Genomic DNA, 24,028 nt, shown 5'->3' with positions numbered 1-24,028 from the left:
GGGGACCGGCCGACGGCCGGTCCCCTTCGTCGTGCCGGAGCCGTACGCCCGCTTGAACCCGCGAGTCCGCCCGTACGAAGGCCGGGACGACGGCCGCAGCTTTGTGGCTTTCGCCAGTACGACGGTCTGCCGGGCTGCGGGAAGACTGCCTCGCAGCGGCCGCGGCGTGTCCCGGGGGTGGGAGGCCGAGGCCGAGGACCTGACGAAGCACAGGGGAGGACATCACGATGAGCGTGCAGCAGTACGACGAGATCGGTGAGGCGTTCGAGGGCTTCAAGGCGCTGCCGCTGGTGCGGTACGGGGAGGTGCCCAGCTTCCTGGCCATGGTCGGGGACGTGCGCGGCAAGTCGGTCCTCGACCTGGCCTCCGGCACCGGCTTCTACAGCAGGGAGTTCAGGCGACGCGGCGCCACGGAGGTGCTCGGGGTCGACATCTCCAGTGAGATGGTCGCCGTGGCACGACATCTGGAGGAGCGCGATCCGCTGGGTGTGCGCTACGAGGTGAGCGACGTGGCCGAATTCCGGCCGCACGGGCAGCGCTTCGATGTCGCCGTGGCGGTCCAGCTGCTCAACTACGCGCAGGATGTCGCCGCCATGGAGCGGATGTGCCGCAACGCGCACCAGAGCCTGGCGCCCGGCGCCGAGTTCTTCCTGTTCAACCAGTCGCCCGACTACGACTTCGCCGGTCCCTCCCTGGCCAAGTACGGCTTCGTCACCGAGCTGACCGGCGAGGAGGCCGAGGCCGGACCGCGAGTCCGCACCACGGCGCTGCTCGATCCGCCGATCACGATCGTCAGCACCCTGCCGCGCCGCGAGGTCTTCGAGAAGTGCCTGAGGGCGGCCGGCTTCAGCGAGGTCACCTGGGTCCCGCTGGAGGTGTCGGACGCCGGCGTGCGCGAGTTCGGTGCGGACTTCTGGGCGGACTGTCTCGCCAATCCCCCACTGGAGATGGCGCGCTGCCGCGCCTGACGGCCGACCGGACATCCGGCCGCCACTGAGCAGCGGAGGGCGGCGGGCCTGCGGGCTCGCCGCCCTCCGCGTCTCCCGGTGTACGCGCGCGGCCGTCAGGTCAGGCTGCTCCCATGGAACTGACGAAGGAGCTCGGGTCGGTGTCGAAACCCCGGACGACGTGGCGGAAGTCCCAGACCCCCGAGGCGTTGCGCGTGAACTCGGCGATGGTCGCGGCGGTCGACGCGGACACGTCGGTGAAGCCGTCCTCCGCGAGCACGGTGTAGCCCTCGCGAATACGGAAGCCCCCATTCCCTATGGCGCCGAACGTCGTCCTGCCGCCGCGCTGCTGGATCGCTATTCCCACGACCACCCGGGTGTACGCGGGCGCCAGCCGGTCGAGCTCCAGGGTCATGGCCTCGTCGAAGCCGAAGCCCTGGCCGTCCCGGCTGTCCCTGTTGAGGGTGATGGTGCCGTCCGGCGAGCGGCTGTCGAAGTGCACGATGTACGCGGGGCTGCCGTGCGGGTCCTCGACGGTGTACGTCGCGGCGACTATGTCGAGGTCGTGCGCCGGTTCGCCCAGGGGACTGGGGTCCCACCTGAGCGTCACTTCGACCTTGCCGACCCCTTTGTTGAGACTGCCCACCGGTCTTCCCCTCCTCGAAATCCTGCCGGAGATCACCGGCGCGAGCGGTGCGACCGTGCACCTGGGGACCAGGCTAGCCCCGGCCACCGACAACTCGCCTCGCGTCGTGGCCCGTTCGGCGCGTGTCGGTCAGGGGTGAAGTGCGCCGCAGGCGTGACGGGGTGCGCGTTCCTGGCCGTACGATGGCGCGGTGCTGGTCAAGTGGATGCGCTGCACGGTGATCGACCGTCGAGGTTTCGAGCGGGGGCAGCGCAAGTGGGCGGGGCTGCCGGGGGAACCGGGTTTCCGGGGCCAGGGCGGTGGCTGGAGCCGTGAGCGGCCGGGGGTGGCACACATCTTCTCCTTCTGGGAGAGCCGTGCGTTCTACGACTCGTTCATGGCGCGCTCGCACGACCGGCTCGCCGCTGCCCAGGCCGGTACGTACAAGAACATCCAAGTCGGTCTCTTCGACTACCGGTTCGACGTCAAGACGGGCTTCGAACCGCGGTTCACGGACGCCGACGTGGTGCGGGTTGCGCACTGCAAGGTGCGTGAGGGCCGGGTCGAGCACTTCTCGCTGATGCAGGAGAAGGTCTGGAATCCGGCGATGGCGGGATCGCCCGGGATGCTGCGAGGAGTGTTCGGCGAGGCGCCCGGCAACGAGTTCCTGGTGCTGTCGATGTGGCAGTCCGCCGCCGAGCACGGGAAGTACCGGGCCGAGCGGGTGGAGCGCCTGTCGCTGCGCGCGCAGACCGACGCCGACGTGGCGGGGCTGTCGGGCGCGGTCGTACAGCTGGACCCGTCCTGGACGGTGTGATCAGGCGGTCCGCTCCCCTGATCAGGCGGTCCGTCGCCTCGTGCGGGCGGGCCCCGTGCCCGCCTGCTGCGCCGACGATTCGACGGGCGGATACGCTGGATGGAGGCTGGGCGGCTGCCCGGCGAGCCGCATCCGATCTCACGTTCTGGGGTGTGGGCATGGCACGACCGCGGCGCATCGTTCTCGTCCGGCACGGGCAGTCGGAGGGCAACGCCGACGACTCGGTGTACGAGCGTGAGCCGGACCACGCGCTCAGGCTCACCGAAGCCGGTCTGCGCCAGGCGCGGGAGACCGGCGAGCGGTTGCGGGGGCTGTTCGGCGACGAGCGGGTCAGCGCCTACGTCTCGCCGTACCGCCGCACGCACGAGACCTTCGCCGCCTTCGGGCTCGACCCGGAGCGGGTGCGCGTGCGGGAGGAGCCCCGGCTGCGCGAGCAGGACTGGGGAAACTGGCAGGACAGGGACGACGTACGGCTGCAGAAGGCGTACCGGGACGCGTACGGGCACTTCTTCTACCGCTTCGCGCAGGGCGAGTCCGGGGCCGACGTGTACGACCGTGTCGGCGCCTTCCTGGAGAGCCTGTTCCGCAGCTTCGAGGCGCCCGACCATCCGCCGAACGTGCTCCTCGTCACCCATGGCCTGACCATGCGGCTCTTCTGCATGCGCTGGTTCCACTGGACGGTGGCGGATTTCGAGTCGCTGCGCAATCCGCGCAACGGCGAAACACGGTCGCTGGTGCTGGGGGAGGACGGGCGGTACGCCCTTGACCGGCCCTTCGAGCGCTGGAGGGCTCCCGAGCCGTACGGCTGTCCGGATAGAGTGGCGGAGCGATGACCGCTGACTCCTCCACCGTCCGGCGCTTCGAACGCGCCCTGGCCAGCCTGCGTGGGCTGTGCCTGGGAGACGCCCTGGGCTCCCAGTTCTTTGTCCCCGTGAACTACCCGCTGCTCAAAAGGCGTGAGCTGCCGCCCGCGCCGTGGCAGTGGACCGACGACACCGAGATGGCCTGCTCGGTCCTGGCCGTGCTCGCCGAGCACGGCCGTATCGACCAGGACGCGCTCGCCCGCTCCTTCGCCGACCACCACGACTTCGACCGCGGCTACGGCCCTGCCGTGAACCGGATGCTCCGGCTGATCCGGGAGGGCGGTGACTGGCGCGAGCTCGCGGCCGCGCTCTTCAAGGGGCAGGGCTCCTGGGGCAACGGCGCCGCGATGCGCATCGCGCCGCTCGGGGCCTGGTACGCGGACGACCCCGAGCAGGCCACCCACCAGGCCGAGATCTCGGCGTACGTCACGCATCAGCACCGTGAGGCGGTGGTCGGGGCGATGGCCGTGGCCGCTGCCGCCGCGCTCGCCGCCGCTCCCGGAGGGCCGCCGACGCCGGCCGAACTGCTCGACGGCGTGATCGCGCTGGTGCCGCGCAGCGCGGTCGGGGCCGGTCTGCGCCGCGCCCGGGACATGCTCGACTACGGCGACGCCGTGACCGTGGCCGCGGTGCTGGGATGCGGACGGCGTACGAGCGCGCACGACACGGTGCCGTTCGCCCTCTGGTCGGCCGCCCGGTCCCTGGGCGACTTCGAGCAGGGCTTCTGGGGCACCGCGCAGGTGGGCGGCGACGTGGACACGACCTGCGCCATCTTCGGCGGCGTGGTCGCCGCGGGGAAGGCCGGAGCCCCGCCGGCGGCCTGGTTGGAACGGACCGAGGAACTGCCCGGATGGGTCCCCGCCCAGGCGGTCTGACGCCGCGCTCGCGCGGCGAGGTGCCGCGACGCCGGGTGGCGTCGGCCGCACCGCGACAGGCCGGGCGCGGCGTACCCGGGCGGTGGCCGCCCTCGGCAGGCAGCGCTGTCCGATGACCACGCTGCCGTGGCGCCGTGCGTTCTCCGGATGCGCGGGTTCCGTGTCTGTCACGGTCCTGCCACAGCCCGGTCCGGGCAGCGCCGGGGTCGCGGGCTCCGGAGCTAGTCTGACGGGCCACGCCGCCCTGTTGATCATGTCGGGCGTGCGCTGACAAGACACCGGGCACGGCCGCGGCACCCTGCCGTCCCCTGCCCGGTCGGGAGGGGGTCCCGTGTCCGACACGCCGTCCACGCCATCCGTACCGCCGTCCAGACCGTCCGAGCCGTCGCCGCCGTCCACGCAGTCCGCACCGTCCGAGCCGTCGTCGCCGCCGTCCACGCAGTCCGCCCCGTCCGAGACCTCCGCGCCGCCCCGGCAGTCCGAGGCCGCCGACAGCCCGGGGCCCTCGCCGCAGGCCGCCGCTGCGGCGCCGGCGGCCACCATGTCGTACCGGGAGCAGCACAGCAGGGCCACCCAGCCCCAGCGCTACCAGCCCTGGCCGCCGCCCCCCGGCGCGCCGAGGCAGCCGCCCGGCCCGCCGAAATGGCTGACCGACGTACGGCCCGAGCCGCCGGCCGGTATCCGGCCCGCCACGTTCGGGGCGGCCCTGGCCACCGCCCTGCTGAGCGCCCTGCTGCTCGGCGAGGGGCTCGGCCCCAATCTGCTGGTCGTAGCCGTCCCGGCCGCGCTCGCCGCGTACTTCGCCGCCCGGGCGGCCGGCCGCCGCCTTCGGCCCTGGACGCTCGTGTGGGCGGCCGGCGGCCTGGCCCTGCTGGCGATTCCGGCGCTGCGCGACGCGGGCTGGCCCACGTTCCTCGCCGTCAGTTCCGCGCTGGCGCTCGGATCGCTGGCGCTGCACGGCAACCGCACGTGGGCCGGCATCCTCGTCGGTTCGCTGGGGATCTTCGGCTCGCTGGGCTCCGGTCCGGCGTGGGCCTGGCGCGGACTGCGCGAACGGGCGGAGGTGTCCCGCGGCCGCTGGGCGCCCATGGTGCGTACCACCCTCGTCGCCGTCGTCCTGCTGATCGTCTTCGGCGCGCTCTTCGCCTCCGCGGACGCCGCCTTCGCCGATCTGCTCGGCGGACTCACGCCCGACGTCTCCGTGGCGGACGGCCCGTGGCGGACGTTCCTCTTCGCGCTCGGCCTTCTCGGGGCGCTCGCCGCTGCCCGCACCGCCGCCGCGCCGATGCGGTGGGACCGGCTGGAGATACGTCCGGGGCGTGCGCGCGGCCGATCGGAGTGGGCGCTTCCGCTGGTCGTGCTGAACCTCCTCTTCGCCGCCTTCATCGCGGTCCAGCTGGCCGTCCTGTTCGGCGGTTACGACAAAGTGCTCAGCGCGACCGGGCTGACGTACGCCCAGTACGCCCGGCAGGGCTTCTGGCAGCTGCTTTGGGCCACCCTGCTGGTCCTCCTGGTCATCGCCCTCGCTCTGCGCTGGGCCCCGCGCGGCGGAGCCCGCGACCGCACCCTGGTGCGTTCGGTGCTCGGCACCCTGTGCGTGCTCACGCTGGTCGTCGTCGCGTCCGCGCTGCGCCGCATGGACCTGTACGTCGACGCGTACGGCCTGACCAGGCTGCGCGTCTCGGTGGCGGCGGTCGAACTGTGGCTGGGCGTGGTGATCGTACTGATCATGGCGGCCGGGGTGCTCGGGTCCCGGCTGCTGCCCCGTGCGGTCGCCGCGAGCGCGGCAGTGGCAGTACTGGCCTTCGGCCTGGTCTCGCCGGACGGGCTGGTCGCGGAGCAGAACGTGGCGCGCTTCCACGACACGCGGAAACTCGACGTCCACTACTTCCAGGACCTGTCGGCCGACGCCGTGCCCGCCCTGGACACGCTGCCGGAGCCGCAGCGGTCCTGTGCGCTGGTGGGCATCGCGGGACGTCTGGACGGCGGGGACGAGCCCTGGTACGCCACGAGTCTCGGCGCGGTGCGGGCGCGGGAGATCCTCGCGGAGCGCCCGCTGGACGTCGACGAGGCGCAGTGCCGCGAGCTCGGCACGTACGGGACCGGACGCGGTCTGTACGACGAGTACTGAGCGGCCGGCCGATGACGACGGGCCGGGGGCGGAGCCGAACCGCGGCTCCGCCCCCGGCCCTTTGCCGTTCGTACGGGGCAGGTTCGTCTCAGACCGCCCCGGGTCCCGCCGCGCCCGCCGTCCCGCTCAGCGCCTCCAGGTCGCTCTTGCGCACCCGGATGACGAACAGCGCGATGACCACGGCGAGTGCGACCAGGCCGACACCGGCCCAGAACGCCGTCGATATGCCCTCGGCGAGGACGTGGTGGCCCCACGGGGCCGGCAGCTCGTGAGACTTGGCGAAAGCTTCCTGCTGCGCCGGTGTCGCCTCCTTCAGGAACGACGGAAGCTGCCGCTCGGCCTCGTCCCGGCTCGCGGAGCCGAAGACCGTCATGAGAATCGACAGGCCCAGGGAACCACCCACCATCTGTGTGGCGTTGAGCAGACTGGAGGCCGCGCCCGACTCGTGCTGAGCCACGCCGGACACCGCCGTCAGCGTGGCCGTGACGAAGACCAGACCCATGCCGAAGCCGAAGAGCAGCATCGGACCGAGCACGGCGCCCAGATACGACCCCGCGGGATCCAGCAAGGTCAGCCAGGCCATGCCCGATCCGGTGAACACCGCCCCCGCGACCAGGAACGGCTTCGGACCGAGCACCGGAAGCAGTTTGGAGGACAGCCCGGCCGCGACCACGATCATCACGGTCACCGGCAGGAACGCCAGACCCGCCGTGATCGGGCTGTACCCCAGGACGTTCTGCACGAAGAGGACGATGAAGAAGAACATGCCGAACATCGCCGCCGCGAGGCTCATCATGATCGCGTACGTTCCCGAGCGGTTGCGGTCGGCGAACATCCGCAGGGGCGTGATCGGGTCGGGCGCCCGCCGCTCGTTGAACACGAACGCGATCAGCAGGACGACGGCGACGGCGAACGATCCCAGGGTGAGAGCGTCCCGCCACCCGTCGTCGGCGGCGCGGATGAACCCGTACACCAGAGCCGCCATGCCCACGGTCGACGTGAGCGCGCCCATGAGGTCGAAGCGGCCGGCGTGGCGTTCCGACTCGTTGATGAACACCGGCGACAGGACGGCGATGAGGATGCCGATCGGCAGGTTGACGTAGAACACCCAGCGCCAGTCGAGCCACTCCGTGAGCATGCCGCCCGCCAGCAGCCCGATCGCCGCGCCGCTGGCCGAGACGGCGGCGAAGATGCCGAACGCCCGGTTGCGCTCGGGGCCTTCGCGGAACGTCGTCGTGATCAGCGCCAGCGCGGTAGGCGAGGCGATGGCGCCGCCCACGCCCTGCAGCGCCCGCGCGGCGAGCATCTGCCACGGCTCCTGCGCGATGCCGCACAGCAGAGAGGCGAAGGTGAAGAGCAGCACGCCGAAGACGAACACGCGCCTGCGGCCGAGGATGTCGCCCGCTCGTCCGCCGAGCAGCAGCAGCCCGCCGAACGTCAGGGTGTAGGCGTTGACCACCCAGGACAAGTCGGTCGTACTGAAGGAGAGAGCGGTCTGGATGTCCGGGAGCGCGATGTTCACAATCGTGCTGTCGAGCACCACCATGAGCTGAAGGGCGGCTATGACGGTGAGGGCGATCCCGGGTCGCCCCTGCCGGCGGGCCGCGCCCGGCCGGTGCGGTGCAGCCAACTGAGAGGTGGTCACATGGTCCCCCCGCAAGTGAATTAGTGAACGGGTGCGTTCACTGTCGTGTCAACGGTAGGGATTCCCCCTCAGTGAACGCAAGCGTTCACTGAAGCCCTTGTCCCCAACGGAGAGAAAAAGATGGTCACTTCGCGCTGGACCACCGCGGCTGCCAAGGTGCAGCCGGTCGCGCTGCGGCGCCGCGGACCCGTACTGGAGCGGGCGATCCTGGAATCCGCCCTGGAGCAGCTGAGTACGGTCGGCTGGAACGCACTCACCATGGAGGGCGTCGCGGCGGGCGCGCAGACGGGCAAGGCCGCGGTCTACCGCCGCTGGCCGTCGAAGGAGGACCTCGTCGCCGACGCCCTGCGGGCCGGGATGCCGGTCCTCGACGAGGCTCCGGACCGGGGCTGCATCCGCGAAGATCTTTACCAGCTCTGCCGGCAGATGCGCGGAGCGATGTACTCCAAGCCCGGCTTCGCCCTGCGCTCGGTGCTTTACGAATGCGACAGCGAGGTGGCCGAGCGGTTTCACGCGATGATCGTCCAGCGCGTGATCGAGCCGTCGAACCGGCTCTTCCGTGAGGTCGTACGCCGGGGGATCGACCGGGGGGACGTCCGCCCCGATGCCACGAGCGACCTGGTCTTCGACGTCATCCCGGGCCTGATGATGTACCGCTCGAAGGTGTGCGGCAGCGAATGGCCGGACGAGGAGATCGCCGAGATGGTCGACCGGATCATGGTGCCGCTGCTGCGTCCGACAGGCGGCTGAACGCCGGGGACGGGCCCGGGGTGTCGCGCGCGGCCCCCGGCGGCGTAACCTGGCAGGCGCCATGCCGTACGAACCACCCACTCACACCGTCGAGCGCTCACTGCGCGCCACCACCGGGGCGAAGGTCATCGCTGGTGTCGACGAAGTCGGGCGCGGAGCGTGGGCCGGACCCGTCACTGTGTGCGCGGCTGTCACCGGTCTGCGCCGTCCGCCCGACGGGCTCACCGACTCCAAACTGATCAGTCCGAAGCGCCGTACCGAGCTGGCCGCGGTCCTGGAGAAGTGGGTCACCGCGCACGCCGTCGGCCATTCCTCGCCCGAGGAGATCGACGCGCTCGGCATGACCGCCGCCCTGCGGCTCGCCGCCGTACGCGCCCTGGAGGCGCTGCCGGTGCGGCCGGACGCGGTGATCCTCGACGGGAAGCACGACTATCTCGGGCAGCCCTGGAAGGTCCGTACGGTGATCAAGGGCGACCAGTCCTGCATCGCGGTCGCGGCCGCCTCGGTGATCGCCAAGGTGCGGCGGGACGCGATGATGGCCGAACTGGAGCACGGGTCCGAGGAGTTGGCCGCCTATGCCTTCTCGGCCAACGCGGGCTATCCCTCGCCCGTGCACAAGGCGGCGCTGGCGGAGCGGGGGCCCTCTCCGTACCACCGGCTGTCCTGGATCTATCTCGACGCGCTGCCCCAGTGGGCACACCTCAAGAAGACCCGGATCTCGGCGGAGGCCGCTGCTCTGCAAAGCGGGGGCCAGCTCGGCTTCGATTTCTGATCGCACGCATGTGCCCACCCGCCGCTGCGTTCAGCGGTGACATTTGATAGACATTCCACTCATGCCTCTCTCCCCCGAGGAGCCTCAGATTCACGAGAGCGCCCAGGGTCCCCGCGTCACTCCGGCCACCGGCCGTCCCGCGACGACCCCCCGTCCCGTACCCGGTCCGCGCACCGCGGCCACGCCGCGTCCCGGACGTCCCGTACCCGGCCCCGCCCCGGTCAGGCCCGCGCCCGCCGCGCAGCGGTCGCACACGCCCGGTGGCCGGACCCCGTCCCCGCGGCAGGAGAACCGTTCCGCGCCGCAGATCCAGCTGATCCCCGCTCCGGCGGGCGGTGCGCTCGACGCCGCCGACGAGGCGGTCGACGTACTGCTCGACGCGGGCCGCGCGCCGGGCGACGTCCTGGTGCTCACCACCGGTGAGCAGCACCCTTGGGCCGCCCACGAGCTGACGTTCGGCGAAGCCGCCTACTGGGCGCAGCACGATGCCCGTGACGACGTCTTCTACGCGAACACCGCCGTCGCGGAGCGGGCCGCCGCCCGGCCCGTGGTCGTCGTCGCGGTCAACGGCGGGGCCGACGAAGCCGTGCACCGTGCGCTGCCGTTCGCCAAGTCGCGCGCGGGCGCGCTGCTGATCGTGTGCGGAGACCCGCAGCGGGTCAACTCCGTGCTCGGCGCGGGAGTCTGAGTCGTACGGCTTCGCGGCTTCCGCTCCGGCCGTACGCTCCGTGCTCCCCTCGCGTTCCGTGCGGGGCGCGAGGAGCGTGGCGTACGGAAGACACGGGCAGGCAGGTGGGCCGCTTCAGCGGGCTGCCACCCGCCGCAGCGGCTCCGCCGCCCCGCCACCTGAGCGTGGCGGGGGCGGCTCGGCCTCGGCGGCGGCCTCGGCCAGGCCGGACGGACGCGAACCGGTGCTCGGGCGGCGGCCGCCACGGCCTTCGCCCAGCACCTGCCAGCCGCCGCGCGTCAGCGTGATGTACGCGCCGCAGCGCAGACCGTGCAGGGTGCAGGCGTCCCGCAGGCCCCACATCCAGGCCCCGTCCTCCTCGGTCCACCGTTCGTCCCCGTCCCGGCAGTAGAGCAGCACCGCGGTCCGCACGGGCGTGCGCCGGCGCAGGTCGTGCGGAACGACGCGGCGCAGGTGGGCGAGCAGGGCATTGCGGAACTCCCACCCGTCGGCCGGGACGGAGCGCCGCGCGAACGAGGCGCTGGCGGTGAGCCGTTCCTCGGCGTCGAGGACGGCGACCACCGCCGTGGCCGGTTCCGGGTGGTGCCGGGCGTGCAGTCCGCTGACGACTTCGCGCGGATTGCGCAGCAGCGGAATGCCGGCGGCTGCCCACTCGGACGGTTCGAGTGTCCGCCCCAGACGGCTGGCGGTGTCGGCCGAGGCCGGATGCAACGAGCCGGTGGACGGAGCGAATCCGAAGGTCACGGTCCTCCCTTCGCATACGCGCCCACAATGCGGGCAGAGTCGGTTTGGGCGCACCGCGGCACAGCTCTTCCGGTCCCCGGGGGGCCGTGCGGGGAGCGTTCCAATTCTCGCTGCCCCGTGGGGTGTGCGGCAACGAGCATTTGGCGCCGCCGACTGAAATCCGCTGGTATGACGTGGATATCCCTGCCCAGTCCGGCCTCCGGCGATGCCTCCTGTCACGCGTGAACGGCGAGGACCAGCGGTAACACCGCGTCAACCGCGGCGAGTACGCCGGGCCGGCCCTCGCGTCCATGAGACGGGTCAGCTCTGCACGGCCAGCACGAGGGGCAGCACCTCCTGCGCCCCCGCCCGGCGCAGAAGCCGCGCCGCCACCGCCAACGTCCAGCCCGTCTCCGTGAAGTCGTCCACCACGAGCACCGGGCCCCCGGCATCGGCCAGTGCGGAAGCCAGCTGCGGCGGCACGGTGAAGGCGCCCTCCAGTGCGCGCAGGCGCTGCGCGCTGTTGCTGCGGTGCGGCGCGGTCACCTCGGCCTCCGCGGTGTACGCCACCGAGCCGAGCAGCGGCATCCTCCCGATCTCGGCGATCCTGGCGCCCAGCGTGCCGATCAGCTCCGGCCTGGTACGCGACGCCACGGTCACCACGCCCACCGGGCGGGCGGGAGCGTCCGGATCGCCCGACGCCCAGCCGCCCGGCCCCTTCGCCCAGTCGGCCAGCACACCCACCACCGCCTGTGCCACCGCTTCCGGTACGGGCCCGTCGGCGGCGCCCGGCGACAGCATCGGGCGGAGCCGATTGCCCCAGCCGATGTCCGACAGCCTTCCGAGAGCCCGCCCGGGCAACGCCTGTTCGCCCACGGGAATACGGCCCTTGCGGTCGATGCCGACCGCTCCGAGCCCGGTCGGCCACATCTTGCGCGGTTCCACCTCGACGCCCGCGCGGCTCAGTTCACCGCGCGCCGTGTCGAGCGCCTGCGGGGACAGTTCGGCGGTGAACCGGGGCTGCGCGCAGTTGTCGCAGCGGCCGCAGGGCGCCGCGCCCTCGTCGTCCAGCTGGCGTTGCAGGAACTCCATCCGGCAGCCCGCCGTCGTGGCGTAGTCACGCATGGCCTGCTGCTCGGCCGCCCGCTGCCGCGCCACCCACGCGTACCGCTCGGCGTCGTACGTCCAGGGCCGTCCCGTGGCGGTCCAGCCGCCCTTGACCCGCCTGACCGCGCCGTCCACGTCGAGAACCTTCAGCATCATCTCCAGGCGTGAGCGGCGCAGCTCCACCTGCGGCTCCAGTGCGGGCAGCGACAGCGGCTTCTGCGCCCGGGCGAGCACGTCGAGGGTGCGTCGGACCAGTGCCTCGGGCGGGAACGCCACCGAGGCGAAGTACTGCCAGATCGCCTCGTCCTCCTTGCCCGGCAGCAGCAGCACCTCCGCGTGATCCACGGCGCGTCCCGCGCGTCCGACCTGCTGGTAGTAGGCGATGGGAGACGAGGGGGAGCCGAGATGGACGACGAAGCCGAGGTCGGGCTTGTCGAAGCCCATGCCGAGCGCGGAGGTGGCGACGAGGGCCTTGACCCGGTTGGCGAGCAGGTCCTCCTCGGCCTGCTGCCGCTCGGCGTTCTCGGTCTTGCCCGTGTACGAGGCGACGGCGTGCCCGCGCTGGCGCAGGAAGGCGGTGACCTCCTCTGCCGCCGCCACGGTCAGCGTGTAGATGATCCCGGAACCGGGAAGCTCGCCGAGGTGGTCGGCGAGCCAGGCCAGCCGGTGTGCGGCGTCGGGCAGGCGCAGCACACCGAGGCTGAGACTGTCCCGGTTGAGCGGCCCGCGCAGCACCAGGGCGTCGGAGCCGCCGCCCGTGCCCAGCTGCTCCGCCACGTCGGCGGTGACCCGCGCGTTGGCCGTGGCCGTGGTGGCGAGGACCGGCACGTCGGGCGGCAGGTCGGCGAGCATGGTGCGCAGCCGGCGGTAGTCGGGGCGGAAGTCGTGCCCCCAGTCGGAGATGCAGTGGGCCTCGTCCACCACGAGCAGACCGGTGGCGGCGGACAGCTTGGGCAGCACCTCGTCGCGGAAGTCCGGGTTGTTGAGCCGCTCGGGGCTGACCAGGAGCACATCCACCTCGCCGGCGGCGACCTCGGCCTGGACCGTCTCCCACTCCTCGGTGTTGGACGAGTTGATGGTGCGGGCGCGGATGCCGGCGCGGGCGGCGGCCTCGACCTGGTTGCGCATGAGTGCGAGGAGCGGGGAGACGATCACGGTGGGGCCCGCGCCCCGGCCGCGCAGCAGCGCGGTGGCCACGAAGTAGACCGCGGACTTCCCCCAGCCGGTGCGCTGGACGACCAGCGCCCGGCGCCTGTCGGCGACGAGCGCCTCGATGGCCAGCCACTGGTCCTCGCGCAGCCGGGCGCCGCCGGTGGTGTCTCCGACGAGGCGGGCGAGTACGGAATCGGCTGAGGCCCTGAGGTCTGCGTTGGTCATGCCCCCATGCAACCTGATGGCTCGGACATTGAGCGAATACGGCCTCCGGCCTGTGGATAAAGTTATCCACAGGGTTGGCGGAGCCGGCGGTGTCTGCGGGACCGTCGAGCCATGAACAAGCACCACGAACCCACAGGCCCTTCGGACGGCGACCAGATCACCCTCCGCGGCCCCGCCGAGCTCGCCGACGCCCTCCCGTACCTCATGGGCTTCCATCCGACCGACAGCGTGGTGATGGTCGCGCTGCACGGCAACCGGGGCCGGTTCGGCGGGCGGCTCAGGCTCGGCATCCCCCGCTCGCCCAGGGAATGGCCGTTCGTCTCCGACCAGCTCGCCGACTGCCTCGTGAACGGCAGCGAGCGCCGGGGCGGGCGCCCCGACGGCATCGTCGTCTTCCTCTGCCAGGACCCCGCCGACGGGGAGTCCGGCCGCCAGGTCATGGAGCGGCTGCGCCCCTTCGCGCAGCGGCTGCGCACCGCGTGCGGCGCGCTCGACGTACCCGTCTTCGAGGCGCTGTGCATCACGGACGGGAGGTACTGGTCCTACTGCTGTCCCGACGAGCGCTGCTGCCCGCCCGAGGGCAACGTACTCGCCCTGCCCGGCACCTCGGTGATGGCGGCGGCCGCCGCCTACGCGGGGATCCAAGTGCGCGGTTCACTGCGGGAGATGGAGGCGAGGCTCACACCGCGACAGCCGGCCGACCACGAGCAGGTACGGGCGCTCGACGCGGCCGGGCTCGCCCTGGTGCCAAGGATCCTCGGCGGGGCCGAGCGCGAGGAGGTCGGTGCCGAGACGCTCGCGCTGGCCAGGCGGCTCATGAAGCGCCTCGGCGAGAACCGTCCGCTGCCGGCGAGCCGGCCCGACGCGGACGCCGGGGACGACGCGCTCATCTCCCACGACGAGGCCGCCGCCGTCATCCTCGGACTGCAGGACCGGGAGACCAGGGACCGGGCGGCGGAATGGATGGAAGGGCCCGACGCCGAGCCCGCCCTGCGACTCTGGCGCGCCCTGGCCCGCAGGTGCGCCGGAGCGTACGAGACCCACGCCGCCGCACCGCTCACCCTCGCGGGATGGGTGGCGTGGTCGTCCGGCGACGAACCGGAGGCCAGGGTCGCCCTCGGTCGCGCCCTGCGGTCCGACCCGGAGTACACCTTCGCGCAGCTCCTCCATCAGGCGTGCAACGAGGGCATGGACCCCGAAGCACTGCGGCGCTGCCTCCGTGAGGAGCGCGCCGGGCGCAAAGGTGCCCGTTCCCGCGTGGTGCGCACCCGGCAGGCCACGCGTTCCGTGCGGCCTCAGGCCGCCGCCAGGCCGAGCGCGCCGCCCGCCAAGGCGCGGCCCGGGGCGGCCGCCGCGCGCGGCCGCTCGCGGCGGCAGGAGGAGCAGCGGGGGAGGAGCGAGCACGGTCGGCCGTGACCCGGGTGCCGACGCGGACGTTCACACGTGTGGCGGTACCGCGTACGCCCCGCGCCCTGACGACCGGTGCGACCGATACGAGCGCAGAGGAGGCACCGTATGACTCTCACTGCCCCGTCCCCCGCCGCCGCGGGAAGGGAGCCGGCGGCTCGCGGCCGGCTCCCCGGTGAGCTGCCGTCGATCCATGCCCTGCTGATCTGCGCCGACCTGCCGGGGCTCGCCCTGTCCGCCGAGAACGGGCAGCTCACCGGTGACGGACTGGAGGGTTTCTACCAGTCGGGGCGCCGTCTGCTCTCCCGCTGTCACGTGCGGGTCGCCGGACGCGAACCGGTCGCCGTCCAGGGCAGACTTGTCTCGGCGGGCCGCGCCCGGTTCATGGGCGTGGTGCGGACGCCGGGCGGTGCGGGACCGGACCCCGAGGTCGTCGTGGAGCGGCTGCGGGACGCGGACGGGACGGAACGGATCACCCTGCGCAGCTCGGCGCGCCGCACCCTGCGGCTGCGGATGGAGATCGGACTCGGCACCGATCTCGCCGACCTCGGCGCCGTCGCGGCGGGGCGGCCGGGGCCCGAACTGTCCGCGAGCGTCCATGCCTCGGGCCTGCGCTGGTCCGCGGGGGGAGCCCAGGCCGTCGTCACCTCCGATCCGCCGCCCGTCGACGCGATCGCCTCCGCCGGTCTGCTCCGCTGGGAGATCGAGCTGCTGCCCGGCGCCTCGCGCACCGTCGAACTGCGTGTCCGGACCGACCGGCGGGCCCGGCCACCGGTCAGGGCCGGTGGCGGTCCGCTCTCCGAGGCGGCGGCGGAGGGTGACGATCCGCGGGTACGGGAGCTGATGCGGACCAGCCTCGACGACCTGCGGGCCCTGCTGATGCGCGACCCCCGCAACCCGGCGGACACGTATCTGGCGGCCGGAGTGCCCTGGCGCTGCGGGCTGGCACCCGCGGAGGCGCTCTGGGCGGCCCGGATGACGCTGCCGCTGGGCACCCGGCTCGCCGCGTCCACGCTGCGCGCCCTCGCCCGTACCCAGCGGACGGGCGGCGGGCCCGAGCACGGGAGGATTCCCGGCCCCTTCAGGGACGCCGGTCCGCATCTGCCACCGAGCTGCACGGGGATCGAGGCGACGCTGGCCTTCCCCGTCGTACTCGCGGAGGCGCGGCGGTGGGGGCTCGCGGAGCAGGACGTGGAGGAGCTGCTCCCTGCCGCCGAACGCTGTCTGATGTGGCTGCGCGGAGCGGCGGGCGACGACGGTTGCCTGCCCGAACCGGGACCCGGCGGCCCCCGGCGCGTCGAGACCTGGGCCCACGCCCACCGCGCTGCCGTGCTCGGAGCCGACCTGCTGGCCGCGTGCGGCAGGCCGGGCGCCGAGGGGTGGCGCGAGTGGGCGGCCGTGACGCGCCGCAGGTTCCGGGAGGACTTCTGGATCGACGACCGCGCGGGCGGCCGGCCGGCGGCGGCACGCATCGCCGGCGGCCGGCTCGTCCCGCACCTCGGCGGCGCCACCGCTCACCTCCTGGACACCGGCCTGCTCGGCGGGGGCGGGCAGGCGCCGGGCCTGCTGGACAAGGTGCAGACGGAACAGGTGGCGAGGCTGCTGAGCGGCCCCGCCATGGACTCGGGCTGGGGACTGCGCAGCCTCGGCTCCAGGGAGCCCGGCCACAACCCCTTCGGCCACCGTGGCGGCGCGGTGCGTGTGCACGAGACGGCCGTCGCCGTCGCGGGACTCGCGGCGGCCGGGTACGAGAGGGAGGCGGCCGCACTGCTGCGCGGGGTGCTCGACGCCGCCGCGGTGTTCGGCAACCGGCTGCCGGAGATGTACGCGGGCGAGCAGCGCACCACCGGGAGCCTGCCCGTACCGCACCCGGCCGCCTGCCGGCCGGCGGCGGTGTCCGCGGCGGCCGGTGTCCACCTCCTGACCGCCCTCGCGGGCATCCGGCCCGACGCCCCGGCGGGGACGGTGGCGCTGTTCCCGATGCGCGGCGCGCCGCTCGGGGCCGTGCAGTTCTCGGGGCTGCGCGTGGCGGGGGAACCCTTCGGCGTACGGATCAGCAGGCTCGGTCTCGGCATGATCGAGGAAGCGGCCGGCGCACTCCAGTTGGGGGGCTGAGGCGTGGCCGGCGAAGAGGGGCGCGACGAGTCCGGTCCGCCGAGCGGCTTCCCCGCCGGAAGGACTGTTTATCGTCAGGAAGACGACTATGATCACGGCATGTCGCCCTACGACCCATCGGCTTTTCCTCCCTTCGCCGTCACCGTGGATCTGGTCGTACTCACCGTGCGCCGGCACGCGCTGTGCGCGCTGGTGGTACGCCGGGGCGAGCAGCCCTATCAGGGCCGTTGGGCGCTTCCCGGCGGCTTCGTGCGGCCGGAGGAGGACCTCGGTGCGGCGGCGGCACGCGAACTCGCCGAGGAGACGGGCCTGTGCGCCCACGAGCCGGGCACACCCTCGATCGGGAACGGAGCCCACCTCGAACAGCTCGCGACGTACGGAGACCCCGAACGGGATCCCCGCATGCGCGTGGTGAGCGTGGCCCACCTGGTGCTCGCGCCGGACCTTCCCGCCCCACGGGCCGGCGGCGACGCGCACAGCGCGCGCTGGGCGACGGTGGAGGCTCTGCTCGGCCAGGAGGGCGAGTACAGCCGGGAGGACGAGCCGCCGGCGCCGCTCGCCTTCGACCACGCCCAGATCCTCGCGGACGGCGTCGAACGCGCCCGTTCCAAGATCGAGTACTCGTCGCTGGCCACCGCGTTCTGCCCCCCGGAGTTCACGGTCGGGGAGCTGCGCCGCGTCTACGAAGCCGTCTGGGGCGTCGCCCTCGACCCCCGGAACTTCCACCGCAAGGTCACCGGCACCCCGGGCTTCCTCGTCCCCTCGGGCGGGACCACGACCCGGCAGGGCGGCAGGCCCGCGCAGTTGTTCCGGGCGGGCGGGGCGACGCTGCTCAACCCGCCGATGCTGCGCCCCGAGGTCTGACCCCCAGGGGGCCGAACGAACGTACGGAGCCGGCCGGAAACGGTCCGTCACAGAGCCTCTGACACTCGCCCTGACACCCACACGCCCCGCATTGCACAAAAAGTCGGATATGTCGCGTTATCGTGCTGCGATACCGCCATGCCGCCGAGCGGTCACCCCTTCCGCGAGAGAAGCGATGCTCCAGGCCATCGGACTCACCAGCGCCCCCCGCCGGGAACTCCCGCCCGCCGTCGACGACCTCACCTTCGAGGCGCGTCCGGGGCAGGTCACGGCCCTCCTCGGCGCCGCCGCGTCCGGCAAGACCACCGCGCTCAGACTGATGCTCGACCTCGCGCCGGGCCGGGGCGTCACCTACTTCCGCGGCCGCCCCCTGTACCGGATCGCCCACCCGGCCCGCGAGGTCGGAGCGCTCCTCGGCGACGTACCCGGACACCCCGCACGCACCGCCCGCGGTCAGCTCCGCATGCTCTGCGCCGCGGCCGGCGTGCCCGCCTCCCGCGCGGACGACATGCTCGACCTCGTCGGCCTGGCCGCCCTCGCAGACGAGCGCCTCAGCATGCTCTCCCTCGGCATGGACCGCCGACTCGGCCTCGCCTCCGCCCTGTTGGGAGACCCGCACACGCTCCTCCTCGACCAGCCCGCCAAGGGCCTGTCGCCACGCGAGCACAGCTGGCTGTTCGGACTGCTGCGCGGCCACGCGGCCCAGGGCGGCACGGTGCTGTACACGACGAGCGACCCCAGGGAGGCCGCCCGTACCGCCGACCGGGTCGTCACCATCGAGGGCGGCCGGCTCGTCGCGGACCAGGGGGCGGCCGAGTTCGCCAGAACCAGGCTGCGCCCGCGCGTCGTCGTCACCACACCGCACGCCGCCCGGCTCGGCGCCCTCGTCACCCGCGAGGCCCGCGCCGCCAGGCGTTCCGTCGAGGTCGTCGCCGAGGGCGGCGCCCGCCTGTCCGTCTACGGCAGCGACTGCGCACAGGTCGGGGAGACCGCCTTCCGGCACGGGATCCCGGTGCACCGGCTGGCCGACGAGGTCCGCGACACGGGGCCGCCGCCCGTCCCGGAACGGCAGCCCGCCCCGGCCGCCCCCCGGGGCGCGGGAGGCTCCGGAACCGGTACCCGGGTGACGGTCCCGCCGCCCCTGCCGCTGCGTCCGTCCCGCAGCCCGCTGCGCCCCGTGCGCTACGAACTGCACCGCCTCCTCGGCACGCGGACGACGCTCCTCGTCGCCGCCGCCGTGCTGGCCGCCTCCGTGACGATCTCCGTACTGCTGGCCCGCGTCGGCAGCACCCCCCTGTCCGCCCTCCTCGCGGCCTGGCCGGACATCCTGCCCCTGCCGCCCGCCGCGTTGGGCGCGGGCCTGCTCGGCGCCATCGCCTTCGGCGAGGAGTTCCGGTATCCCGCGCTCGCCGCCGCACGCGGCACCGTTCCCCGCCGCGTCGGACTGCTCCTCGCGAAACTGGCGGTCTCCGCCACCGCCGCGCTGTTGCTCGGCCTGCTCGTCGTGGTGGCCGACGCGCAAGCCCTGAGACTGGTGTACGGCGAGGACTTACTGCGCGTACCGGAGAAATGGGCTGCACTGGGGCTCAGTTGGTCCGGCCTCACCGTCGGCTGCGCGTGGGCCGGGCTGCTCGGCGCGGGAGTCTTCCGCGCGACGGCCGCCGGGGTGGCCGCGGTGCTCGCCGTACCGGTTCTGGTGGCGCCGGTGGCGCAACGGATGGTCGTGGGGCCGTCGGTGCGTTCGGTGGCCGGGCTGCCGGGCCGGCTGCGCGAAGTGGCCTGGCTGCGATGGCCGTACGAGATCGACGCGTGGGTGGTGGCCGGGATGAGAGTGGCGGCCCAACCGGTCGGAGCGGCGCTGTCGTTGTCGCTTTGTGCACTGCTTTGCGCATATCTGTTCACTGGCCTTCGCCGTAGGCCCCATTGGTGACCAGGTTCGACCGAGGAGACCGACGGCCGCTCGCAACTCCCCTGTGTACGCCCGTTTCTTTCCGATAAGTCGTCAATTGCAGGGCGAGCGGCGATCACCCTTTCGTGTGCTTTTCACCAAAGACCTCAAGGGTCGCGGAAGTCCCGCCGACAAAGGATCCGTGAGTACCCTTGCGCACACCATGATGACCGCCTCCCGCCCCGCCGACTCCGGCCTCGCCGGGCCGGGTGAACTCGACCGCTACCCCTACGCAGAGGCGCCGGGCGCCGACCGCGTCGGCGTGCCTTCCTGGGAAGGGGCCGACACGGACCTGGGCCGGATGGGCCGCCGCTCGGCGGGCAGCCGGGGCCGCGGGCTCCACGGCCAACTCGTCCAGCAGCTCGGCCAGATGATCGTCTCCGGCGATCTCGGCGCCGACCGTCCGCTCGTCCCGGAGGAGATCGGCCAGCGCTTCGAGGTCTCCCGCACCGTCGTCCGTGAATCCCTGCGCGTGCTGGAGGCGAAGGGCCTGGTCAGCGCCCGCCCCAACGTCGGCACCCGGGTCCGCCCCGTCAGTGACTGGAACCTGCTGGACCCCGACATCATCGAATGGCGGGCCTTCGGTCCGCAGCGCGACGACCAGCGTCGCGAACTGGGCGAACTGCGGTGGATGATCGAGCCGCTCGCGGCCCGTCTCGCCGCCGGCCACGGGCGTGAGGACCTCCAGCAGCGGCTCGGCGACATGGTCGAGATCATGGGCCATGCCCTCACGCAGGGCGACTCCCTGACGTTCTCCCGCGCCGACGCGGAGTTCCACGCCCTGCTCATCCAGCTCGCCGGCAACCGCATGCTGGAGCACCTCTCCGGCATCGTCTCCGCCGCCCTCCAGGTGTCCGGCGGCCCCGTCACCGGCTGTGACCGCCCCACCGAGGCCGCTCTCGTCCACCACTCGCGTACCGTCGACGCCCTCGCGGCGGGCGACGCTCCGGCGGCCGAGGCCGCCATGCGCCAACTGCTCACGGTTCACCCGGAAGTGGAGCGTGTGGTGCCGGCGCCGCGCGAGCACTGACCGCGGACCACGGCCAGGGTGTGTGCCTTGCGGCCCGGCTGCGCTGACGAATCTCGTGTCGCCGGATCCCCTGGGGTCCGGCGACACGATTGTGGGCCGATGCCCCTTCTGTTCTTCCTCATTCGGACGGGGTGTGACTCGGGCCACGCAGATTGGGCGTAACACTCCGCGGAACTGTGCGATGACCTAAGAGGTGACAGCCGAAGAGGGAATGCAGCTGCTGAGAGTGGCGCTGTAACCAGTCCGAGGTTCAACCTGCGCCGTCGGTACATCCCCAGCCGATGTCGTCGGCCGCGGCCCGCACTCAGGGCGAGGCCGGAAGTCGTTTCCATCGTTCCGAGAGGTTGTTCGTGTCGGCCAGCACATCCCGTACGCTCCCGCCGGAGATCGCCGAGTCCGAGTCTGTGATGGCGCTCATCGAGCGGGGAAAGGCTGATGGGCAGATCGCGGGCGATGACGTGCGCCAGGCATTCTTGGCCGACCAGATTCCGGCGGCCCAGTGGAAGAACGTTCTGCGCAGCCTGAACCAGATCCTCGAGGAAGAGGGTGTGACGCTGATGGTCACTGCCGCGGAGTCGCCCAAGCGTCCCCGCAAGAGCGTCGCAGCGAAGAGTCCGGCCAAGCGCACCGCGACCAAGTCGGTCGCGGCCACCGCGGCCCAGCCGGCTTCCGCCAAGACCGTCGCGGCCACCGTGGCACCGGCACCGGCAGCGGAATCCGTGGACGCCGTGGCCGACGACGACGCGTCCGCCGGCCCCGAGCCGGTGAAGAAGGCCGCCGCGAAGAAGACGGCCGCCAAGAAGACCACCGCGAAGAAGACCGCGGCCAAGAAGACGGCCGCGAAGAAGACCTCCGCCAAGAAGGGCGCCGACGAGGCCGCCGACGGTGAGGACTCCGCCGAGGAGACGCCGGTCAAGGCGGGCGCCGACGAGGAGGAGGAAGGCGGCGAGAAGGGGTTCGTCCTTTCCGACGAGGACGAGGACGACGCGCCCGCACAGCAGGTCGCTGTCGCCGGCGCCACCGCCGACCCCGTCAAGGACTACCTCAAGCAGATCGGCAAGGTCCCCCTCCTCAACGCCGAGCAGGAGGTGGAGCTCGCCAAGCGCATCGAGGCGGGCCTCTTCGCCGAGGACAAGCTGGCCAACAGCGACAAGCTGGCGCCGAAGCTCAAGCGCGAGCTGGAGATCATCGCGGAGGACGGCCGCCGCGCCAAGAACCACCTGCTGGAGGCCAACCTCCGTCTGGTGGTCTCGCTGGCCAAGCGCTACACCGGCCGCGGCATGCTCTTCCTGGACCTGATCCAGGAGGGCAATCTGGGTCTGATCCGCGCGGTCGAGAAGTTCGACTACACCAAGGGCTACAAGTTCTCGACTTACGCCACCTGGTGGATCCGTCAGGCGATCACCCGCGCGATGGCCGACCAGGCCCGCACCATCCGCATCCCGGTGCACATGGTCGAGGTCATCAACAAGCTGGCCCGCGTGCAGCGCCAGATGCTCCAGGACCTGGGCCGCGAGCCCACCCCGGAGGAGCTGGCCAAGGAACTCGACATGACCCCGGAGAAGGTCATCGAGGTCCAGAAGTACGGCCGCGAGCCCATCTCGCTGCACACCCCGCTCGGCGAGGACGGCGACAGCGAGTTCGGTGACCTCATCGAGGACTCCGAGGCGGTCGTGCCGGCCGACGCCGTCTCCTTCACCCTCCTCCAGGAGCAGCTGCACTCGGTGCTGGACACCCTGTCCGAGCGCGAGGCGGGTGTCGTGTCCATGCGCTTCGGCCTCACGGACGGGCAGCCGAAGACGCTGGACGAGATCGGCAAGGTCTACGGCGTGACGCGTGAGCGCATCCGCCAGATCGAGTCGAAGACGATGTCCAAGCTGCGCCACCCGTCGCGCTCGCAGGTGCTGCGCGACTACCTCGACTAGGACCTGTCCCGGCCGGGACGTCCCTGGCCGCCCACCGCTCGGGCCGGGGGCCCGGAGTCCCGTACGTGAGACTCCGGGCCCCCGGCCTTTCGCGGGTGCGGCGCGCAGGCGTCCGCCCGAGGCTGGTGGTGCCATTGCTGCACCGAGCCAGGAGGCCGTATGCGTCGCTCTTTCGCCGGATCACTGACAGGGGCGCTGGCCCTGACGGCCATGGCCGTCGCGGCGCCACAGGCATCGGGAGGCACCGCCGCCCCGGACGGTGTGGTGATCGGGGGCCAGCCGGTACAGATCTCGCAGTCGCCGTGGGTGGTGGCCCTCTCCAGCCGTGACCGGTTCGGAGGTACGCGAGCGGGGCAATTCTGCGGGGGAGTGCTGGTGGGGCCCGCCAGAGTGCTGACCGCGGCACACTGCGTGAGTTCGGATGTACTGGGCGTGCCGCTCGGCCAGGTGCGCGACCTGCGGGTGATCGCGGGCCGCAGCACGCTGAAGGGGACGGGCGGCCGGGAGATCGCCGTGAGCGGCGTAGAGCTCAATCCGGCGTACGACGCCAAGACGAACGAGGGAGATTTCGCCCTGCTGACGCTGCTCGACCCGCTCCCCGCGTCCGACACCATCAGGGCCGCCGGGCCGGGCAGCACCGCGTACACGGCGGGCACCGGCGCCATGGTCTACGGCTGGGGCGATACGACGGGCAGCGGGGCGTACGCCGGTGAGCTGCGGGCGGCCCCGGTGAAGGTGTTGCCCGACAGTGCCTGCGAGCGCGCCTACCCGGGCCGCGCGGAGGGCACGTACCGCTCGGAGACGATGCTGTGCGCCGGGGACGAGAACGGGGGGCACGACGCCTGCCAGGGGGACAGCGGTGGGCCCCTGGTGGCCGGTGGCCTGCTGATCGGGCTCGTCTCCTGGGGGAGCGGCTGCGGTCAGGCGGAGAGCCCCGGGGTGTACGCACGCCTTTCAGCGGCGCCGGACATCTGGGCAGCGAGAAGCTGATTACGCTTGCAGCGTACGAGTACGGGCGGCCTTCCCCGATCCCGCGGGGAAGACCGCCCGTCGGCCGGTCGGAGACCGGCCCTTGGCTCGTCGTGGGTGCGAGGTGCCTGCGTTCTCAGCGGTCCTCGTCTTCCGGGGACGGCGGCACGGGGGTCAGCCGGTCGGTCTCGTCCTGTATTTCAGCGGCGATCTTCTTGAGTTCCGGCTCGAACTTACGTCCGTGGTGGGCGCAAAAGAGCAGTTCGCCGCCGCTGGCCAGGACAACGCGCAGGTAAGCCTGGGCGCCGCAGCGGTCGCATCGGTCAGCGGCCGTCAGGGGGCTCGCGGGGGTCAGAACAGTAGTCACGTCGCCTCTTCTCTAGCTCGACGAGCTGTCGTACCAGGGTCAACATCCAACCAGGCCGAAAACGTTCCCGCTCGTGGCTTTTC

The 24,028-nt window shown here is 72.5% G+C and carries 20 protein-coding genes; 15 read left to right on the top strand and 5 right to left on the bottom strand.

The window, feature by feature from the left end; all coding sequences use genetic code 11:
• Positions 1–227: 227 nt before the first annotated feature.
• A complete protein-coding gene (locus tag IE185_RS21835) occupies positions 228–968 on the top strand; it encodes a class I SAM-dependent methyltransferase (RefSeq protein WP_138896255.1) in 741 nt (246 codons plus the stop codon).
• A 100-nt stretch (positions 969–1,068) separates the two neighbouring features.
• On the opposite strand, the gene IE185_RS21830 is transcribed toward IE185_RS21835, so the two are convergent.
• Positions 1,069–1,593 carry a TerD family protein gene (locus IE185_RS21830; RefSeq protein ID WP_138896254.1) on the bottom strand — a complete coding sequence of 175 codons (525 nt, stop codon included), beginning with the start codon at positions 1,591–1,593 and terminating at the stop codon, positions 1,069–1,071.
• 190 nt (positions 1,594–1,783) lie between these two features.
• Between IE185_RS21830 and IE185_RS21825 the strand changes: the two genes are divergently transcribed.
• The 4 genes from IE185_RS21825 (at position 1,784) to IE185_RS21810 (ending at position 6,258) form a co-directional block, all read left to right on the top strand.
• Positions 1,784–2,389: a YdbC family protein gene (locus IE185_RS21825; RefSeq protein WP_138905834.1), complete on the top strand. Its 606-nt coding sequence runs from the start codon at positions 1,784–1,786 to the stop codon at positions 2,387–2,389.
• A 158-nt stretch (positions 2,390–2,547) separates the two neighbouring features.
• On the top strand, positions 2,548–3,222 hold the full coding sequence (locus IE185_RS21820) for a histidine phosphatase family protein (protein ID WP_138897397.1): 675 nt from the start codon (positions 2,548–2,550) through the stop codon (positions 3,220–3,222).
• Positions 3,219–4,127: an ADP-ribosylglycohydrolase family protein gene (locus IE185_RS21815; protein ID WP_138897396.1), complete on the top strand. Its 909-nt coding sequence runs from the start codon at positions 3,219–3,221 to the stop codon at positions 4,125–4,127. The genes IE185_RS21820 and IE185_RS21815 overlap by 4 nt, the downstream gene beginning before the upstream one ends.
• Positions 4,128–4,458: 331 nt before the next feature.
• Complete coding sequence (locus IE185_RS21810; protein ID WP_229843630.1) at positions 4,459–6,258, top strand: DUF4153 domain-containing protein; 1,800 nt, start codon at positions 4,459–4,461, stop codon at positions 6,256–6,258.
• Positions 6,259–6,346: 88 nt separating this feature from the next.
• On the opposite strand, the gene IE185_RS21805 is transcribed toward IE185_RS21810, so the two are convergent.
• Positions 6,347–7,903, bottom strand: a complete 1,557-nt coding sequence (locus IE185_RS21805) for an MFS transporter (protein WP_138897395.1) — start codon at positions 7,901–7,903, stop codon at positions 6,347–6,349.
• A 120-nt stretch (positions 7,904–8,023) separates the two neighbouring features.
• On the opposite strand from IE185_RS21805, the gene IE185_RS21800 reads away from it, so the two are divergent.
• The 3 genes from IE185_RS21800 to IE185_RS21790 all read left to right on the top strand — a co-directional run bounded on the left by IE185_RS21800 (position 8,024) and on the right by IE185_RS21790 (position 10,113).
• Complete coding sequence (locus IE185_RS21800) at positions 8,024–8,653, top strand: TetR/AcrR family transcriptional regulator (protein ID WP_138897394.1); 630 nt, start codon at positions 8,024–8,026, stop codon at positions 8,651–8,653.
• Positions 8,654–8,714: 61 nt separating this feature from the next.
• Positions 8,715–9,425, top strand: a complete 711-nt coding sequence (gene rnhB, locus IE185_RS21795) for a ribonuclease HII (protein ID WP_138897393.1) — start codon at positions 8,715–8,717, stop codon at positions 9,423–9,425.
• A 61-nt stretch (positions 9,426–9,486) separates the two neighbouring features.
• Complete coding sequence (locus IE185_RS21790; protein ID WP_138905830.1) at positions 9,487–10,113, top strand: hypothetical protein; 627 nt, start codon at positions 9,487–9,489, stop codon at positions 10,111–10,113.
• A 114-nt stretch (positions 10,114–10,227) separates the two neighbouring features.
• On the opposite strand, the gene IE185_RS21785 is transcribed toward IE185_RS21790, so the two are convergent.
• Together IE185_RS21785 and IE185_RS21780 are read right to left on the bottom strand one after the other, a co-directional pair.
• Positions 10,228–10,857 carry a hypothetical protein gene (locus IE185_RS21785; RefSeq protein ID WP_138897171.1) on the bottom strand — a complete coding sequence of 210 codons (630 nt, stop codon included), beginning with the start codon at positions 10,855–10,857 and terminating at the stop codon, positions 10,228–10,230.
• A 300-nt stretch (positions 10,858–11,157) separates the two neighbouring features.
• Complete coding sequence (locus IE185_RS21780; RefSeq protein WP_138897172.1) at positions 11,158–13,320, bottom strand: RecQ family ATP-dependent DNA helicase; 2,163 nt, start codon at positions 13,318–13,320, stop codon at positions 11,158–11,160.
• A gap of 111 nt (positions 13,321–13,431) precedes the next feature.
• On the opposite strand from IE185_RS21780, the gene IE185_RS21775 reads away from it, so the two are divergent.
• From IE185_RS21775 to IE185_RS21745, 7 genes are all read left to right on the top strand, one after another.
• Positions 13,432–14,736 carry a DUF4192 domain-containing protein gene (locus tag IE185_RS21775; protein WP_138897173.1) on the top strand — a complete coding sequence of 435 codons (1,305 nt, stop codon included), beginning with the start codon at positions 13,432–13,434 and terminating at the stop codon, positions 14,734–14,736.
• Between the two features lie 99 nt (positions 14,737–14,835).
• Positions 14,836–16,842: a glycogen debranching N-terminal domain-containing protein gene (locus IE185_RS21770; protein WP_189715785.1), complete on the top strand. Its 2,007-nt coding sequence runs from the start codon at positions 14,836–14,838 to the stop codon at positions 16,840–16,842.
• A gap of 99 nt (positions 16,843–16,941) precedes the next feature.
• On the top strand, positions 16,942–17,706 hold the full coding sequence (locus IE185_RS21765) for an NUDIX hydrolase (RefSeq protein WP_138897175.1): 765 nt from the start codon (positions 16,942–16,944) through the stop codon (positions 17,704–17,706).
• Between the two features lie 175 nt (positions 17,707–17,881).
• The gene (locus IE185_RS21760; RefSeq protein ID WP_189715783.1) at positions 17,882–19,636 is read left to right on the top strand and encodes an ATP-binding cassette domain-containing protein; all 1,755 of its coding nucleotides are present in this window, start codon (positions 17,882–17,884) and stop codon (positions 19,634–19,636) included.
• Positions 19,637–19,796: 160 nt separating this feature from the next.
• Entirely contained in the window at positions 19,797–20,684 is an 888-nt protein-coding gene (locus IE185_RS21755) for a FadR/GntR family transcriptional regulator (RefSeq protein ID WP_167518800.1), read from the top strand.
• Positions 20,685–21,034: 350 nt separating this feature from the next.
• On the top strand, positions 21,035–22,609 hold the full coding sequence (locus tag IE185_RS21750; RefSeq protein ID WP_138896646.1) for an RNA polymerase sigma factor: 1,575 nt from the start codon (positions 21,035–21,037) through the stop codon (positions 22,607–22,609).
• Positions 22,610–22,768: 159 nt separating this feature from the next.
• Positions 22,769–23,599, top strand: coding sequence for a serine protease (locus IE185_RS21745; RefSeq protein ID WP_138896647.1), 831 nt, complete (start codon positions 22,769–22,771; stop codon positions 23,597–23,599).
• 115 nt (positions 23,600–23,714) lie between these two features.
• Here the strand turns inward: IE185_RS21745 and IE185_RS21740 are convergent, their stop codons facing one another.
• On the bottom strand, positions 23,715–23,945 hold the full coding sequence (locus IE185_RS21740) for a DUF7455 domain-containing protein (protein ID WP_138896648.1): 231 nt from the start codon (positions 23,943–23,945) through the stop codon (positions 23,715–23,717).
• Between the last annotated feature and the right edge of the window lie 83 nt (positions 23,946–24,028).

Source organism: Streptomyces chryseus (assembly GCF_014650755.1).
GTDB lineage: Bacteria > Actinomycetota > Actinomycetes > Streptomycetales > Streptomycetaceae > Streptomyces > Streptomyces chryseus.
Note: the sequence above shows the minus strand (reverse complement) of the source record. Positions and strands in the feature narration are given on the sequence as shown.